This window comes from Embleya sp. NBC_00896 (genome assembly GCF_045207785.1).
Taxonomy (GTDB): domain Bacteria; phylum Actinomycetota; class Actinomycetes; order Streptomycetales; family Streptomycetaceae; genus Embleya.
Window position 1 is genome coordinate 3,294,492 of record NZ_CP108776.1, and the last position, 15,820, is coordinate 3,310,311.

A 15,820-nucleotide genomic window follows, 5' to 3' on the forward strand; every position below is an offset into this window, starting at 1 on the left:
CTTCCGGTGACCGGAAACCCGGCGCGGTAACCGGAGTTTGGTCTGCCGGGACCGGGCAAGGCATGAGATGCCGAGCACGAGCGGAAAACTCCTGTTTGCGGAGTACACCCGTGTTCCACCGAAAGGCACGATCCGAGACCCGACCCCCAGGGGAGTCCCCGTGAACACGACAGCGACCGTCATCCTGATCGTGGTGATCGTCGTCGTCCTCGCCGCAGCGGCCGTCTTCGCGGGCCGGCCCATCCTGCGGCGCAGGCACCTGCAGACCCGATTCGGCCCCGAGTACGACCGGGCCGTCGAGCAGTACGGCGACCGCCGCGAGGCCGAACGCAACCTGGTCGAGCGCGAGCGCCGGCACAGCGAGCTGGAACTCAGGCCGCTGGACCCGGCCGCCCGCGACAAGTACGCCACCGAGTGGACCGAGGTCCAGGAGCGGTTCGTCGACGCTCCGGACGCCGCCGTCCAGGAGGCCGACGAGCTGATCACCCGGCTCATGCGCGAGCGCGGCTACCCGACCGGTGCGCACGACAAGCGCATGGAGCTGCTGTCCGTCGAGCACGGCCACACGCTCGACCACTACCGCAAGGCGCACGACATCGCGCGCCGCAGCGAGGCCGGCGGCGCCGAGACCGAGGACCTGCGCCAGGCGATGATCCACCACCGCGCCCTGTTCGACGACCTGCTCGGGCAGCCCTACCGGGCGCGACACAACGGCAGCACGACGACCACGCCGACCGCGCCCGGCGCCGCCGAGGCCGCCGCTCCCGCGCGGGACGGGCGGACGGACCGCTGGGAAGCCGCCCCCGGCGACGCGAACTCGCCCCGCGTGGACACCTCGAAGCCGGATACGCGCTGACCCGCTGACTCCGCCGTCGGCTGGGTAGCCATGAACAAAGCGGAAGAGCGGCCCTAAACGGGGGAACGCTCGGAGGAACGGCGCCACAGTCAGTCGTACCGGACGAGAGGACCCATACCGATGCGCAAGCAGAATCCCCCGACCGGGCCGGGCGGTTCCGGCCGGGACGACGCACCCGTCGTCGAACGCGACGAACGGGACCGCGCCGCACGTCAGGCCCGCGTCACGGACGGCCCCGGCCCCGGTTCCGACGGGATTCCGCCGGCGCCCACCGAGCCCCCGGCCGTACCCGGTCTCCCCCACCAGCAGCACGACGACGCGGAGCCCTACGGGACGAAGGTCCACCCGATCCCGAGCGCGGTCAAGAACGCGCCCGCGGCGGCGTCGGGAGCCGGGACGCGGAGTTCGTCGAGCCGCACCTCCCCCGCGCGCAAGTCGTCGCGCCGCACGAGCGCCGCACCGGAACCGCTGCTGGACCGGGACACCGGCGAGGAGCTCAACGCGCGCTTCCGCGACACGCTCGCGACCTTCGTGGACAGTCCCTCCGACGCGGTCTCCGACGCCGACGACGTGGTCGCGCAGATCACCAAACTCGTGACCGACGCGATCCAGGCCCGGCGCGGCGCGCTGGAGCAGGCCAAGCGCGAGGCCGGTGGGGACACCGAGCAACTGCGGCTCGCGCTCCAGAAGTATCGGGCGTTCGTACAGGGCATGTTGAAGCTCTGACGGTGCGCTCGGGGCCCGTCACCCGCGTGGGTGACGGGCCCCGCCGATGTCCCCGCTCCCGGTCCAGTGCTGGGCCACGTCCCGCGACAGTGCCCTGGCCGCCGTCGTCACGCTCGGCACGAGCCGGCGCAGGTCGGCCGTCCGCCGTCCCGTCACCAGCGACAGCGCGGCGACCACTGCCCCGTGCCGGTCGCGGATCGGCGCCGCCACCGAGTGCGCGCCCACGGTCATCTCGCCCGACGTGGTCGCCACGCCGGTGCGCCGGACCTCCGCGAGGCACGCGCGCAGTCGGTCCGGATCGGTGATCGTGCGGGCGGTGTGCGTCGCGAGCGCCTCGGCCAGCACGCGCTCGCGCAGCTGGTCCGAGGCGTACGCCAGGAGCACCTTGCCGACCCCCGTCGCGTGCAGCGGCAGCTCGGCGCCCACGCGGGTCACGATCGGCATCGAGCGGGTCCCACGCAGGCGCTCCAGGTACAGCGCCTTGCCGTCCCGCAGCACCGCGAGCTGCACGTTCTCGTGGGTCGCCTCGTACAGGTCCTCCATGTGCGGCAACGCGAGATCGCGCAGGTCGGTCGCGGCATGGGCCTGCGCGCCGATGTGCCACAGCTTGACCCCGACCCGATACGTCCCGTCGTCGAGCCGCTCCAGGAACCCACCACCGACCAACTCGGCGACAAGCCGATGCCCGGTGGCCAACGCAAGACCCGCCCGCCGACACACCTCGGTCAAACTCAACCGCCCATCCCCCGCAGCAAACGCCCCAAGGATGGCCATCACCTTGCCCGTGACCGTGATGGGCGCCATCAACGAACCTCCGGGATCAAAGCCTTCCATTCACCGAAAGTCTACGATCCCCGAACACCCCAAACCCCCCACCCAAGCCCAAATCCAGCCCGCCCGACCCGCACCCGCACCCGCAGCCGCAGCCGCAGCCGCAGCCGCACCCATCAACCCAACCCAAATCCAGCCCGTCCGGCGCTTGAGGACAACCCGGCCACAGGCCACGCATCCCAGCCCATCCGACCCGCACCCGCACCGTCAGCCAAGCCCAAATCCAGCCCGTCCGGCGTTTGAGGACAAGCCGGCCGCAGGCCAGGCATCCCAGCCCGTCCGGCGCTTGAGGACGACCCGGCACCCGGCCGGACCCGGTACATCCCCCAACCCGCCGCAGCGCGACAAGTTCACTCCCCCAACCCCACCCGCACCCGCTCCGCCACCGCAAACGCACTGTTGGCCGCCGGCACGCCACAGTAGATCGCCGTCTGCAACAGCACTTCCTTGATCTCGTCCCACGTCAACCCGTTGTTGCGAGCCGCCTTCAGATGCATCGCAAGCTCGTCCATGTGGTTGTGCGCGACCAACGCGGTCAGCGTGATGCAGCTGCGCGTCCGACGATCGAGCCCGGGCCGGGTCCAGATCTCGCCCCACGCGTAACGCGTGATCAGATCCTGGTACTCGGCGGTCAGTTCGCTCGTCCCCGCCACCGCACGGTCGACATGCGCGTCGCCCAGGACCTCGCGCCGCACCCGCATCCCGTCCGCGTGACTCATGCCTCGGCCACCAGGTGCTTCCGCATCGCCGCGGTGACGATGTCGGCCTGCTGGATGTTGGCGAGGTGCGCTGCGTCGGCGACCTCCACGAGCGTCGCGCCGGGAATGCCGGCGGCCAGTTCGCGGGCGTGCTCGAGCGGCGTGGACGGGTCCCGCTCGGCGCCGATCACGAGCGTGGGCACGGTGATCCGGCCCAGCTCGGCCCGCAGGTCGTAGCACGCGAGCGCGTCACAGCAGCCCGCGTAGCCCTCGGGCGGGCACCCGTACAGCATGTCCAGGATCCGCTGCACGGCCGCCGGCTCGCGGGTGACGTACTCGGGAGTGAACCAGCGCTGGATCACGGTGTCGGCCAACTGCCGCATGCCCTGCCCGCGCACCGTCGCCGCCCGGTCCAGCCAGCCCTGGGACTCGCCGAAGCGGGCCGACGTACAGCACGCGATCAGGCTCGTGAGCCGCTCGGGGTGGTGCACGCCCATCCACAGGCCGACCGCACCGCCGAGCGAGACCCCGGCGTACGCGAACCGCTTGATGCCGTACGAGTCGGCGAGCGTGAGCACGTCGCCGACCAGATCGCCGACCGAGTTCGTGCCCGGCACGGGGTGTGACCGGCCGTGCCCGCGCAGGTCGAAGCGCAGCACCCGGTGGTGCCGCGACAGTTCCGGGATCTGCGCGTCCCACATGCCCAGTTCGGTGCCGAGCGAGGGGCCGAGGATCAACACCGGGGCGTCGGCGGGGCCGTCGAAGCGGTGGTTGAGCGTGGCGATCGTCATTGGTCCTTCTCTTGGAACACGGTGCGGTGGTGCGCGAGCGCCCGGTCGATCAGAGCCGGGGCCGAGCCGATATAGGCGGCCGGGTCGAAAACCGCCTCGTCCAACTCCCCCAGCACATCACGAAGGTGTCGGCCGGTCCGCGCCGAGGTCCGCGATGCCTCGGCGAGCAGGCGTTTCGCCTCGGTTCGCCCGAGCTCGCCCGCCAGTTCGGCGGACAGCCGCTCGGAGACGATCCGCCCCAGGGTCAGGTCCAGATTGGCCCGCATCCGCTCCGGGTGGACCACGAGCCCTTCCGCCAGCTCCGCGGCCGTCGCGGCCGAGCCGCCCGCCAGGCGCAGGCAGGCACGCAGCGGCTGCCACTCGGCGTGCCACGCGCCGGCCGGGCGCTCGTGCTCGGCACCGGCCATGGACGCGGCCAGGATCGACGCGTAGGCGGGTACCTGGCGGGCGGCCGAGACGATCAGCACGGACAGCACGGGGTTGCGCTTGTGCGGCATCGCGGACGAGCCGCCGCGGCCCTCGCCGGCCGGTTCGTCGACCTCGCCCACCTCGGTCTGGCCGAGCAGCGCGACGTCGCCGGCGAACTTGCCGAGCGCGCCCGTGAGGTGCGCGAGCGCGCCGCCGAGGTCGAGGATCGGGCCGCGGAGCGTGTGCCACGGCACGACCGGCTCGGCGAGTCCGAGTTCGGCGGCGAACGGCGCGAGCAGCGCGATCCCGTGCGGGCCGAACGCGGCCAGGGTGCCGGCGGCGCCGCCGAGTTGCGCGGGCAGCGCGGCGCGGACGGCGCGCACGCGCACGTGGGCGTCGGTGACCGCCACGCACCACTCGGCGGCCTTGAGCCCGAACGTGGTCGGCACGGCGTGCTGCGTGAGCGTACGGCCGGCCATGACGGTGGCCCGGTGCCGCTCGGCGAGGTCGGCCAGCGCCGCCGCGGTGCGGGCGAGATCGGGCAGGGTCGCGTCCAGCGCGCGGGCCGCCACCAGCATGGCGGCGCTGTCCACGATGTCCTGGCTGGTCGCGCCGCGGTGCACGTGCTCGGCGGCGGCCGGGTCGATCGCCCGCACCGCCGCGGTGAGGTCCTGGACCAGCGGCACGACCGGATTGCCCGCGCCGCGTGCGCGGCGGGCCAGGTCGAGCAGGTCGAACCCGGTCCGGGTGCCCGCCTCGATCGCGGTCGCGGCGGCGGCCGGGATCAGGCCGATTCGAGCCTGTGCCCGGGCCAGCGCGGCCTCGACGTCGAGCAGGGCCCGCAGGTGGGCGGCGTCGCCGGTGATCGCCTCGACGGCGGTACCGGCACGGACCGGCTCCAACAGGCCCGCGTCGACCAAGTCCGCATTGACTGAAGCAGCGTCAAACAGCAAGGAAAACGGTCTCCTGCTCGCCCTGGATGTGCACATCGAAGCGGTAGGAACCCGATTCCTCCCGCACGGCGATCAGCGTCTCATGCCGTGCGGGCGGAACCAGCGCGAACAGCGGATCCGCGGAGCGATCGTCCTCGGGGAAGTACACGCGCGTGGCGACCCGGCGCAGCATGCCGCGCGCGAACACCGACACGGCGATGTACGGGGTCGGATCGCCGGCCGCGGCGCCGGGGCGCACGGTCGTGAACGCGTAGTTCCCGAGCCGGTCCACCGCCGCCCGGCCCCATCCGGTGAAGGTCGCGCCGTCGCGGGCGAACGAGCCCTCCGCTTGGGGGATTCGGCCCGCCGCGTCCGCCTGCCAGATCTCCACGACGGCGTCCGGGATCGGCTCGCCCGCACCGTCGTACACGGTGCCGTGCAGGCGGATCGCGCCGACCGCGTGCGCGGGGACCAGGTCGGGGCCGCCGGCGTACGGCAGTGCGTACCCGAAGAACGGCCCGACGGTCTGCGACGGGGTGAGCCCGCCGTCCCGGTTCGGCGTCGCGCCCTCGGCGTCGATCGGCCAGGTGTTCATCGGTCCTCCGTCGGGGTGGCGCTCGCGCCGCCGAGCACGATGTCCCATTGGTAGCCGAGTGCCCATTGGTCCTCGGTCGTGTCCATGTCGAAGGCGGCGATCAGCCGGCGCCGGGCCCGGTCGTCGCGGACCGCGTTGAAGATCGGGTCGTACTCGAACAGCGGGTCGCCCGGGAAGTACATCTGGGTCACCAGGCGCTGGGTGAAGGCGGTGCCGAAGAGCGAGAAGTGGATGTGCGCGGGGCGCCACGCGTTGTGGTGATTGCGCCACGGGTACGCGCCGGGCTTGATCGTGACGAAGCGGTAGCGGCCCTCGGCGTCGGTCAGGCAGCGGCCCGCGCCGGTGAAGTTCGGGTCGAGCGGGGCCGGGTGTCGGTCGCCCTTGTGGAGGTAGCGGCCGGCGGCGTTGGCCTGCCACACCTCGACGAGCTGGTTCCGCAGCGGGCGGCCGGACTCGTCGAGCACCCGCCCGGTGACGATGATCCGCTCGCCGAGCGGCTCGCCGATGTGCTGACCGGTCAGGTCGAAGTCGAGCGGGTGCACGTCGGTGGCGCCGAACACCGGGCCGGTCGACTCGGTGGCGCCACTCGGCGGGATCACCAACTCCTGTTTGGGGCTCCGGAGTTCGGTGCTCTTGTAGGCCGGGAAGGCGTAGTCGGGCAGGCGTTGCGCGGGCGGGCGTCGGGCGTGCGGGTCGGTGCGCTGGGGGGCGGTGCTCAGGGGGTCGGTGCTCATCCGATGGTTCCTCACTTCACTTCTCCAGCGTGACGGCGAGGCCCTGGCCGACGCCGATGCACAGGGCGGCCATGCCGAATCCGGATCCGCGCCGGTTCAGCTGGTGGGCGAGCGTGCCCAGGATGCGGGCGCCGGACGCGCCGAGCGGGTGGCCGAGCGCGAGCGCGCCGCCGAGCGGGTTGACCACGCCCGGGTCGAGGTCGGTCCATTCGCCCAGGCACGCGAGCGACTGCGCGGCGAACGCCTCGTTGAGTTCGACCACGTCGAGGTCGCCGAAGCCCTTGCCGGCCCTGGCCAGGGCGCGGCGGCCGGCCTCGACCGGGCCGATGCCGAAGTACTGCGGATCGACGCCGTGCACGCCGCTCGCGGTGATCCGGGCCAGCGGTTCGCGGCCGATCGCGCGCAGTCCCTCCGCGTCGGTGACCAGCAGCGCGGCGGCGCCGTCGTTGAGCGGAGAGGCGTTGCCGGCGGTGACGGTGCCGTCCGGGCGGAACGACGGCTTGAGCCCCGCGAGCACGTCGGGGGTGCTGCCGGGGCGGATCGACTCGTCGCGGGCGAGCTCGACGCCCGGGACGGGGACCACCTCGTCGGCGAACGCGCCGGCGGTCCACGCGGCGTCGGCCCTGGCGTGCGAGGCGGCGGCGTAGGCGTCCTGGGCCTCCCGGGTCACCGCGTGCCGTTCGGCCAGTTGCTCGGTCGCCTCGCCCAGGCCCACGGTCCACTCGGCGGGCAGGCGCGGGTTGACCATCCGCCACCCGAGCGTGGTCGAATGCAGCGTCTCGTGCCCGGCGGGGAAGCCCTTGCCGGGCTTGAGCAGCACCCACGGCGCGCGCGACATCGACTCGACGCCGCCCGCGAGCACGATCGACGCGTCGCCCACCGCGACGGCGCGCGCGGCCTGGATCACCGCCTCCATCCCGGATCCGCACAGCCGGTTCACCGTCACGCCGGGCACGGACGTGGGCAGCCCGGCGAGCAGTACGGCCATTCGCGCGACGTCGCGGTTGTCCTCACCGGCCGCGTTGGCCGCGCCGAACACGACGTCGTCGATCCGGGCGGGGTCGAGCCCGGGCGTCCGGTCGACGAGCGCGCGTACGACGGTCGCGGCGAGGTCGTCGGGCCGCACCCCGGCGAGCGCGCCGCCGTAGCGCCCGATGGGCGTCCGTACGGCGTCCACGAGATACACGTCCTTGAGCCCGTTCATGCGTCTCTCTCCTGTGGCGACGGCGACAACGGCCGAGGCGACGGCGATCGTCGTGCCCACCGTGCCTCGAACGGGGTGTGCCCCAACGGCCGACATTCCACTGAGCGGAAGCCGGTCGGGACCCGCATTCTTTGCCCGCGCACGACCAAAGGCGCGACCCGTCTCGCTAACCTCTTTTCGCGCCACCGCACGGGGCGGTCGCGGAAGGGGACGAGAGCGCATGGCCTTTCGCAAAGAGACGATGCAGAGCCAGATCGGCGCGGTGATAGCCGCCGGCAATCCGACCGATCGCCCGATCGTGACGATGTTCATGCAGAGCGGCCCGCATCCGGCGACCTTCGCGATGTTCGGCGCGGTCGGCGGACTCATCGGCGCGGCGCTGATCGACACCTATTTCTTCACCGTGACCGAACAGGCCGTGCTGATCCACAACGCGAGCGGCATGAGCAGTCGCCCGAAGTCCCTCGCGTACGCGTTCCCGCACGCGGAGGCCGGCGCCCGGATCGTCGACCTGAAGATCGCCAAGGCGTGGAGCAGCCTGTACTTCCACCTCCCCGAGAAGCAGAAGCCCACCCGCTTCCGGTTCGCCCGCCCGTGGCGCCCCGACGCCGAGTGGGCCGCCACCTTCCTGACCAACGCCCGGATGGCCGGCGGCGCGCACTACCCGCCGCCGCCGCCGAGCGCACCCATGTACGGCTGAGCCGGCGACCCCTCGGGCCCTACTCGTCGATCAGGACCACGTACTTGCCGGCCCCGCGCCCGTCGGCGAGCGGGTCGTGGGCGTCGGGGACGTCGGCGAGCGAGGCCAACTCCGTGACCGGGAAGTCCAGTCGACCGGCCGCGAGGAGGTCGAGCGTGCGCCGGATGGCCGCCGCGACCCGCTGCGGCGCGCCGGCGACCAGGCCACGGTGGCTGAAGCCGGTCACGCTGATGTTCGCGCCGATCAACCGGCCGGCCGGCGGCAGCGGGTCGAGCGCGCCGCCCGACGCGTCGCCGAACAGGACGATCCGGGCGCCGGGCGCCGCGACGTTCAGATCCAGGTCAAGGTCCAGGGCGAGCGCGCCGGTGCCGAGCGGTTCCAGGATCACGTCGAGGCCGCGCCCGTCGTTGGCCGCGCGGATCGTGTCCGCGTCGAAGTCGTCGCGCGCGATGGCAACGTCGTACCCGCTCTCGCGCGCGGCGTCGACCTGCTCCGGGCACGCCACCGTGCCGATCAGCCGGCCCCCGCCGAGCAGTGGCACCAGTTGAGCCAGCGCCCTGCCGATGCCGCCGCTCGCGCAGTGCACCAGGACGCTGTCGCCGGGCGCGAATCTGCCCGCCTCGGTCAGCAGCAGCATCGCCGTGGCCAGGCCCATCGGCACCGCCGCCGCGGTCCGCAGGGACACCTCGGCCGGCACCGGGACGGTCAGCCCGGCCCGCGCGATCGCGACCTCGGCGAGCCCGCCACCACCCGGCACCGCCACCACCCGGTCGCCGACCGCCAGGCCGACGACGTCCGCCCCGACCGCGCGCACGATGCCGGCGACCTCGAGACCGGGTCGATACGGCCAACCCGCCAGGCCCGCGTACGCGACATCGATCCCGACCTCACCAGCCCCCGGCCTCCGCACGCGCTACCCGCTACCCGCGCAGCGGAAGCGGCCGCGGCACGGCGGGCAGGCCGTCGATGCTCGCGCCGTTGTACGGCTTGTTGTTCGTGTACTCCGCGAACTCCTCGTCCGTCTTGCGGCCCAGGAACTCCTCGTGGAGCGTGCGCTCCTCGCGATAGTCCATGAACGGGACGGCATAGCCGCACGTGTCGCTGATCAACCCGGCCCGCACGACCACCACCGCGCGCAGTCCGGCGGCATCGGCGTCGCCGAAGCGGGCGACCAGCTCGGAAAAGCGCGGATCGTCACGGAACACCGCCTCGCCGGTCCCGTGTACGCGCACGATCTTCGGCGGACCCTCGAACGCGCACCACATCAGCGTGATCCGCCCGTTCTCCCGCAGGTGCGCGATGGTCTCCGCGTGACTGCCGCCGAAGTCCAGATACGCCACGGTCCGCTCATCGAGAATGGCCAACGTCCCGGATCGCCCCTTGGGCGAAACATTCACATGCCCATCCCCGGCAAGCGGCGCACTAGCGACAAAAAACACAGGCTGAGCCTCAATGAACGCCCGCAACCGATCATCTATGCGCGCATACGTCTTCCCCATAACCGCATTATCCGACCACCCCCACAAACTCCCCCAGAGGTCTCACCCACCGGACCCCCACCCACAACCCAACCCAGCCCAGCCCGTCCGGCGCGTGAGGACAAAGCGGGCCGCAGGCCGGCCACCCCAACAACCCACAACCCACACCCCCAAGCCCACCAACCCCCAGCCCGTCCGGCGCTTGAGGACAAAGCAGACCGCAGGCCAACCCACCCCAGCCCGTCCGGCGCTTGAGGACAAGGCGGGCCGCAGGCCGGCCAACACCCGCTCAACAACCCCGCACGGCAGCCCGCACCCGCGCAAGCGCAGACGGCACCACCGACACCGCATCACAACCCAGCCGAACCAGATGCGGCAACACCGCAGGATCCGCCGCCGCGTCCCCACACAACGACACCGCCCGACCCCGCGCGTGCCCGGCCCGGATCGTCTGCGCGATGGCCCCGAGCACCACCGGATCCGCCGCCGACGCCGGAACCAACCGCGGATCGTCCCGCCCGAGCCCAAGCAGCCGCGAGGTCAGGTCGTTGGTCCCCAGCGACAGGAAGTCGGCGTGCTCGGCGAGATCGTCCACCTTGTCCAGAACCTGCGGCAGTTCGACCATCGCACCCAGCGGCGGCGGCGTGAGCCCCAGATCCGCACACGCGTCGGCCAGCAGACCGCGCGCGTACTTGATCCGCCGCGGATGGTCCACCATCGGCAACAGCACCGCCACCTGTACGCCGGTGTCGCCGGCCGCGCGCATGATGGCGCGCAACTGCGCCGTCAGCGCACCGGGGCCGGGCAGCGTGATGTGCCGGTCCTTGAGGAACGGCGGACGCTTGTCACCGGTGAAATCCAGCGTCCGCACCACCACCGGGCCGGGCGGCACCGCGGCCAGGATCGGAGTCAGCGTCTCGACATGCCGCTCCTCGTCCGGCCAGTCGAACTCCTCGTTCAGGAACGGGAGTTCGGTACGCAGCAGGCCCACGCCCTCGGAGCCCGCGTCGCCCGCGGCGATGGCATCCGCGAGGGTCGCGACGTTGGCCCGGACCCGGATCCGCCGCCCGTCCCTGGTCATCGCCTGGCCCGGGCCACCCCCGGGGATCCGCCGCGGCGCCGGGATGGTCCGGATCCGCGCGCCCGCGTTGGCCTCGACCGTGCCCGCCTCGCCGTCCACCAGGATCAGGTCCTCGGCCAGTTCGGCGAGGGCCGCGACCGGGATGCCGAGTACGAGCGGGATCCCGAGCGAGCGCGCCACGATCGCCAGATGCCCGGTGAGCCCACCCCGTTCGGAGACCGCCGCGGCCGGCCGCGCCCCGCGGAGCAGGTCCATCGCGGCGAGTTCGGCCCCGGCCAGCACCGCCGGCGCACCGCCCCGCTGTTGACCGCCCGTCATGTCCTCGCCGCGCAGCAGCGCCTCGGCCTGCCGGCCCACATCGCGCACGTCCACCGCGCGCTCGGCGAGCAGTTCGTCGTCGAAGGCCGCCACCACACCCGCGAAGTCGTGTACCGCCGCGGCCAGCGCGTCGATCGGTTCGAGCCCGGCCGCGAGGTGTTCCGCGGCCCCGCCGCGCAGTTCCTGGTCCCGCGCGATCAACGCCGCGAACTCGACGATGTCCGCCTCCGCCGCCCGTCCCCGCGTACGCAGCGCACCGGCCAGATCGTCCATGTGCCGGGCCACGGTGTCCAACGCGCCCGCAATGCTCGTGGGCGCCGCGGGCACCGCCGGCCCGCCCACCGGGCCGCCGGCATGAGCCACCACGAGCCGCCCGACCGCGGAACCCGGCGCGGCCCCCGTGCCGCGCAGCACCACGCTCACGCGACCCGGGCACGGTCGTGGCCGGCCCAGTGCGGATTCCCCACGGTGCGTCCCCTTCTTCCCACATCAGCCAACCCGCCGCACGCACCCCACAGGGCACGCGAGTTCGACCGAACGGAACACAACCACCCGGTCACGCGACACAGTCTGATGGACGCACACCCCATGTCCAGCCGGCCCCCAACGCATGAGCCCAAACCCCAGCCAACACAATCAACCCCGGCCGGCGCTTGCAGCCAAGCCCGACCGACACCAATCAAGCCCGGCCGGCGCTTGAGGCCACCCAACCCAGCCGACGCTTAAGGTCAGGCCCCAAAGCCCGGCCGACACCAATCAAGCCCGGCCGGCGCTTGAGGCCAGGCACCCCAAGCCCGGCCGGCGCTTGAGGCCAGGCACCCCAAGCCCGGCCGGCGTTTGAGGCCACCCAACGCCACGATCAACCCGACTCGTCCGCCTCGCGGTACCGCACGGCCGACAAGTCATCAACAAACCGCCCCATCAACGCCCCCAACGCCGCGAGGTCATCGTCCGTCCACCCCGACAACGCCTCCTCGAAATGCCGATCCCGCACGCGCCGAAGCCTCCGCACCACGCCGCGCCCCTTCGGCGTCAGCCCGACCCGAGTGATCCGCCCATCGCGCGCATCGGTCGTCCGGGTGACCAGCTCGTCGGCCTCCAGCTTGCGCAACTCCCGGCTCACCAACGACATGTCCATCCGCGCGAGCTTCGCCAGATCGCCGATCGCCAGCCCCCCACCGCCCGCCTGAAGGCGGGTCAGCAGTACGACGGCCGGCTGCGAGACCTGTGCGCGCGAAGCGCTCGTGAGCTCGCCGTGTACGCGCCTGCTCTGCTGCAGTCGGATCAGGCGTTCCAGCGCGGTCTGTACGTGATGCCGCGACTCGTGTCGTTCCGGAGTGGGCGACTCGGCTGACGGCTGCACGGAACGAGTCCTCCAGAGCGGAAACAACGCCATACGCAGTGGTATGGCAGGGGCGGGCGTTCCACAGTCTAGGTGCGGCCCATGACCCCCCGAAGGTAATTGATGGAGTCCAGCATTGACACGTGTAGAGGCCGATGGTTGGCTGCGCGCGTCAAGATCGACGCGGCGCTCACGGCCCCCGTCGGCCCACCGATCACCTCGGGAGTCCCGCGTGTTCGCACTCGACGGCAGGGCGGCGCTCGTCACCGGAGCGGGTCAGGGCGTCGGCGCCGGAATCGCGCGCCTGCTCGGCGCGCAGGGTGCGCTCGTCGCGGTCAACGACATCGACACCGAGCGCGCCGAGGCCACCGCGGCGGCGATCCGGGCCGCCGGCGGTCGCGCGTGCGCCGCCGCGTTCGACGTGACCGACCCACAGGCCGCGCTCCTGGCCGTGCGGACGTTCGAGCGCACCGTCGCCCCGATCGACATCCTCGTCAACAACGCGGGCAACGGCGGTGCCGAGGGCTTCCGCCCGGCCCGGTTCCGACAGACCGTGCCCGAGGACTGGCAACGCTTCGCCGACGTCAACCTGTTCGGCGTGATGGCATGCACGAAGGCGGTCCTGGACGGCATGTGCGCCCGCCGCTTCGGACGGGTGATCACGATCGCCTCGACCGCCGGCGTGACCGGGCAGTCGTTCGGCATCTCGCTCTACGGGGCCGCCAAGGGCGGCGCGATCTCGTTCATGCGCCACCTCGCGATGGAGACCGCGCGCGACGGCGTCACCGCGAATACCGTCGCGCTCGGCCTGATGGACCCCCGCCCCAGCGGTCGCGAACTCGCGCACACCGCCGAGCAGGCCAAGCACATCCCGGTGGGCCGGCTCGGGTCGCCCGAGGACGCGGGCGCGGCCTGCGTGTTCCTCGCCTCCGACGAGGCCGCGTGGATCACCGGCCAGACGCTCCAGGTGAACGGCGGCGCGATCACCACCTGACGACGGTGCGACCCGCCGACCCGACGCCGTCGAAAACCGCCGGGGGCTCTGGATCACCGGACTCATGTGTGTTGCACTGATACCGAACCCGCGAGTAACAACGCGCGATCGGAGTGACCGGAATGACGGCCGAGGCGGCTGGACCGAGCACGACGGACCCGAACCCCAGGACCTGGCCCGCGGACGTACCGCTCGCCGACCTGGCGTTCTGGTCGGATCCCCTGCCACTGCGCGAGCAGGGCTTCGCGCGTCTGCGCGACACCTGGCCGATGCCCTACTACCCGGAGCCGGAGAGCCCGTTGCCGGCCGGCCCCGGCTTCTGGGCGCTGACCCGGCACGCCGACGTCGCGGAGGCCACCCGCCGCCCCGAGGACTTCTGCTCCGGGCAGGGCGCCACCCACATCCCGGATTTCCCGCCGGGGTTCGGCGAGTTCTTCGGCTCGATGATCGAGATGGACGACCCGCGCCACCAGCGCCTGCGCCGGATCGTCGCGCGCACGTTCACGCCGCGGATGATCAAGAAGTTCGAGGACGACGTGGACCGCACGGCCCGCACGATCGTCGACGACGTCGCCGAGCGCGGCACCTGCGACTTCGTCACCGAGGTCGCGGCCCGTCTCCCGCTCAAGGTCATCTGCGACATGATGGGCGTACCGGAGAAGGACCACCGCTTCGTCTTCGACCGCTCGAACGTGATCCTCGGCGTGGCGGACCCGGAATACGTCTCCCAGGAGGGCGGCGGGCACATCGAGGCGCTGCTCACCGCGGGCGCCGAGCTGGCCGAACTGATGCGCGACCTGGCCGAGTTCCGACGCGGCACGCCGACCGAGGACGTCACGTCGGCGCTGGTGAACGCCGAGATCGACGGCGAGAGCCTGACCACCGACGAGCTCGCGTCCTTCTTCATCCTGCTCCTGGCCGCCGGAAACGAGACCACGCGCAACGCGATCTCGCACGGGCTATGGCTGTTGACCCGCCATCGGGATCAACACGAGTTGTGGCTCTCGGACTTCGAGCGGTACGCGCCGACCGCCGTCGAGGAGATCGTTCGGCTCGCGTCCCCGGTCGTGTGGATGCGCCGCACCGCGACCCGGGACACCGAGCTGAACGGCAAGCGGGTCCGCGAGGGCGACAAGCTGCTGCTCTTCTACTGGTCGGCGAACCGGGACGAGGCGGTTTTCACCGACCCGCAGCGCTTCGACCTGACTCGCGACCCGAACCCGCACGTCGGATTCGGCGCGCGCGGCCCGCACTTCTGCCTCGGCGCGCATCTGGCTCGGCGGGAGATCACGCTGCTGTTCCGGGAGTTGCTGCACCGGCTGCCGGACATCCGGGTGGTCGGCGAGCCGCAGCGGTTGCGCTCCAGCTTCATAAACGGCATCAAGCACATGGACTGCGAGTTCACGCCCAGCCCATAGCCGGAGCTGGTGCCGGGCGCGGCACTAGTCCTCCGGCTTTGCCGCGTCCTTGGCCTCCGGCTTCGCCGCGTCCTTGACCGCCTCCTTGGCCGCTTCCTTTGCCGCTTCCTTTGCCGCGTCCTTGACCTCCGGCTTTGCCGCCTCCTTGACCGCCTCCTTGACCGCGTCCCCGGCCTCTGGTTCGGTCGGCGCCGGCGCGATCGAGTCGGTCGAACCCACCGAGTCCCGCCCGGCCTCGGATCCCACCGAGGCCCGCAGTTCCGTCGGAGCCGCCGAGCCCTCGATGGGTCCCGGGATCGGCCGCGCCGCCGGGTCGATCAGCGCGTCGAGCTTCTCGGCGGGCGGCAGTTCGCCCTTGGGCGTCACGGCGTCCACCACCTGGGGAAGCGTCGCGGCGAGCGCCGCGGCGGTCTCCTCCTTGGTCATCCCGGCCTTCCCGGCGAGCCGCACCATCTCGTCCTCGCCGAGCGCCTCGGTGATCTCCTTGCCGCTCACCGGCTGGTTGCGCCCGGTGTCCACCCACGATTTCGCCTGGTCGCCGAGCCCGCCCGCCTGGAGTTGCTTCAGCAGCGAGCCGAGGCCGCCCGATCCGCCCTGCCTGGTCAGCATGCCCAGCACGACGTTCAGCAGCCGACCCTGGCCGCCGCCCTGCCCGCCGAGCAGGCCGCCCAGCAGACCGCCGAGTCCACCGGAGAGACCCATTCCGCCGCTCAT

General features: G+C 72.3%; 17 protein-coding genes. 5 read left to right on the plus strand and 12 right to left on the minus strand.

The window, feature by feature from the left end:
* The first annotated feature begins 160 nt into the window (after positions 1–160).
* Both OG928_RS14890 and OG928_RS14895 read left to right on the plus strand, forming a co-directional pair.
* A complete protein-coding gene (locus OG928_RS14890) occupies positions 161–856 on the plus strand; it encodes a hypothetical protein (protein WP_406283836.1) in 696 nt (231 codons plus the stop codon).
* Positions 857–976: 120 nt separating this feature from the next.
* Positions 977–1,582, plus strand: coding sequence for a hypothetical protein (locus tag OG928_RS14895; protein WP_406283838.1), 606 nt, complete (start codon positions 977–979; stop codon positions 1,580–1,582).
* An 18-nt stretch (positions 1,583–1,600) separates the two neighbouring features.
* Here OG928_RS14895 and OG928_RS14900 read toward each other — a convergent pair whose 3' ends face one another.
* The 7 genes from OG928_RS14900 to OG928_RS14930 form a co-directional block, all read right to left on the minus strand.
* Entirely contained in the window at positions 1,601–2,386 is a 786-nt protein-coding gene (locus OG928_RS14900) for an IclR family transcriptional regulator (protein ID WP_406283840.1), read from the minus strand.
* Positions 2,387–2,763: 377 nt separating this feature from the next.
* Positions 2,764–3,132, minus strand: a complete 369-nt coding sequence (gene pcaC / locus OG928_RS14905) for a 4-carboxymuconolactone decarboxylase (protein WP_406283842.1) — start codon at positions 3,130–3,132, stop codon at positions 2,764–2,766.
* A complete protein-coding gene (pcaD, locus tag OG928_RS14910) occupies positions 3,129–3,902 on the minus strand; it encodes a 3-oxoadipate enol-lactonase (RefSeq protein WP_406283844.1) in 774 nt (257 codons plus the stop codon). The genes pcaC and pcaD overlap by 4 nt, the downstream gene beginning before the upstream one ends.
* Positions 3,899–5,230: a 3-carboxy-cis,cis-muconate cycloisomerase gene (gene pcaB / locus OG928_RS14915; protein WP_406283846.1), complete on the minus strand. Its 1,332-nt coding sequence runs from the start codon at positions 5,228–5,230 to the stop codon at positions 3,899–3,901. The genes pcaD and pcaB overlap by 4 nt, the downstream gene beginning before the upstream one ends.
* Positions 5,231–5,252: 22 nt before the next feature.
* The gene (gene pcaG, locus OG928_RS14920; protein WP_406283848.1) at positions 5,253–5,837 is read right to left on the minus strand and encodes a protocatechuate 3,4-dioxygenase subunit alpha; all 585 of its coding nucleotides are present in this window, start codon (positions 5,835–5,837) and stop codon (positions 5,253–5,255) included.
* Positions 5,834–6,571: a protocatechuate 3,4-dioxygenase subunit beta gene (gene pcaH, locus OG928_RS14925; protein ID WP_406283850.1), complete on the minus strand. Its 738-nt coding sequence runs from the start codon at positions 6,569–6,571 to the stop codon at positions 5,834–5,836. Before pcaH ends, pcaG begins: the two co-directional genes overlap by 4 nt.
* Positions 6,572–6,587: 16 nt before the next feature.
* Positions 6,588–7,775, minus strand: coding sequence for a thiolase family protein (locus OG928_RS14930; RefSeq protein ID WP_406283851.1), 1,188 nt, complete (start codon positions 7,773–7,775; stop codon positions 6,588–6,590).
* Positions 7,776–7,995: 220 nt separating this feature from the next.
* On the opposite strand from OG928_RS14930, the gene OG928_RS14935 reads away from it, so the two are divergent.
* Complete coding sequence (locus OG928_RS14935; RefSeq protein WP_406283853.1) at positions 7,996–8,475, plus strand: hypothetical protein; 480 nt, start codon at positions 7,996–7,998, stop codon at positions 8,473–8,475.
* A 19-nt stretch (positions 8,476–8,494) separates the two neighbouring features.
* On the opposite strand, the gene OG928_RS14940 is transcribed toward OG928_RS14935, so the two are convergent.
* The 4 genes from OG928_RS14940 to OG928_RS14955 form a co-directional block, all read right to left on the minus strand.
* Positions 8,495–9,385 carry a zinc-binding alcohol dehydrogenase family protein gene (locus tag OG928_RS14940; protein WP_406283855.1) on the minus strand — a complete coding sequence of 297 codons (891 nt, stop codon included), beginning with the start codon at positions 9,383–9,385 and terminating at the stop codon, positions 8,495–8,497.
* Between the two features lie 10 nt (positions 9,386–9,395).
* Positions 9,396–9,974, minus strand: a complete 579-nt coding sequence (locus tag OG928_RS14945) for a pyridoxamine 5'-phosphate oxidase family protein (RefSeq protein WP_406283857.1) — start codon at positions 9,972–9,974, stop codon at positions 9,396–9,398.
* 268 nt (positions 9,975–10,242) lie between these two features.
* On the minus strand, positions 10,243–11,775 hold the full coding sequence (locus tag OG928_RS14950) for a putative PEP-binding protein (RefSeq protein ID WP_406283859.1): 1,533 nt from the start codon (positions 11,773–11,775) through the stop codon (positions 10,243–10,245).
* Between the two features lie 436 nt (positions 11,776–12,211).
* Positions 12,212–12,715: a MarR family winged helix-turn-helix transcriptional regulator gene (locus OG928_RS14955; protein WP_406283861.1), complete on the minus strand. Its 504-nt coding sequence runs from the start codon at positions 12,713–12,715 to the stop codon at positions 12,212–12,214.
* 211 nt (positions 12,716–12,926) lie between these two features.
* On the opposite strand from OG928_RS14955, the gene OG928_RS14960 reads away from it, so the two are divergent.
* Entirely contained in the window at positions 12,927–13,688 is a 762-nt protein-coding gene (locus OG928_RS14960; RefSeq protein ID WP_406283863.1) for an SDR family NAD(P)-dependent oxidoreductase, read from the plus strand.
* 122 nt (positions 13,689–13,810) lie between these two features.
* The gene (locus tag OG928_RS14965; RefSeq protein WP_406283865.1) at positions 13,811–15,106 is read left to right on the plus strand and encodes a cytochrome P450; all 1,296 of its coding nucleotides are present in this window, start codon (positions 13,811–13,813) and stop codon (positions 15,104–15,106) included.
* Positions 15,107–15,130: 24 nt separating this feature from the next.
* Here OG928_RS14965 and OG928_RS14970 read toward each other — a convergent pair whose 3' ends face one another.
* A complete protein-coding gene (locus OG928_RS14970; RefSeq protein ID WP_406283867.1) occupies positions 15,131–15,820 on the minus strand; it encodes a YidB family protein in 690 nt (229 codons plus the stop codon).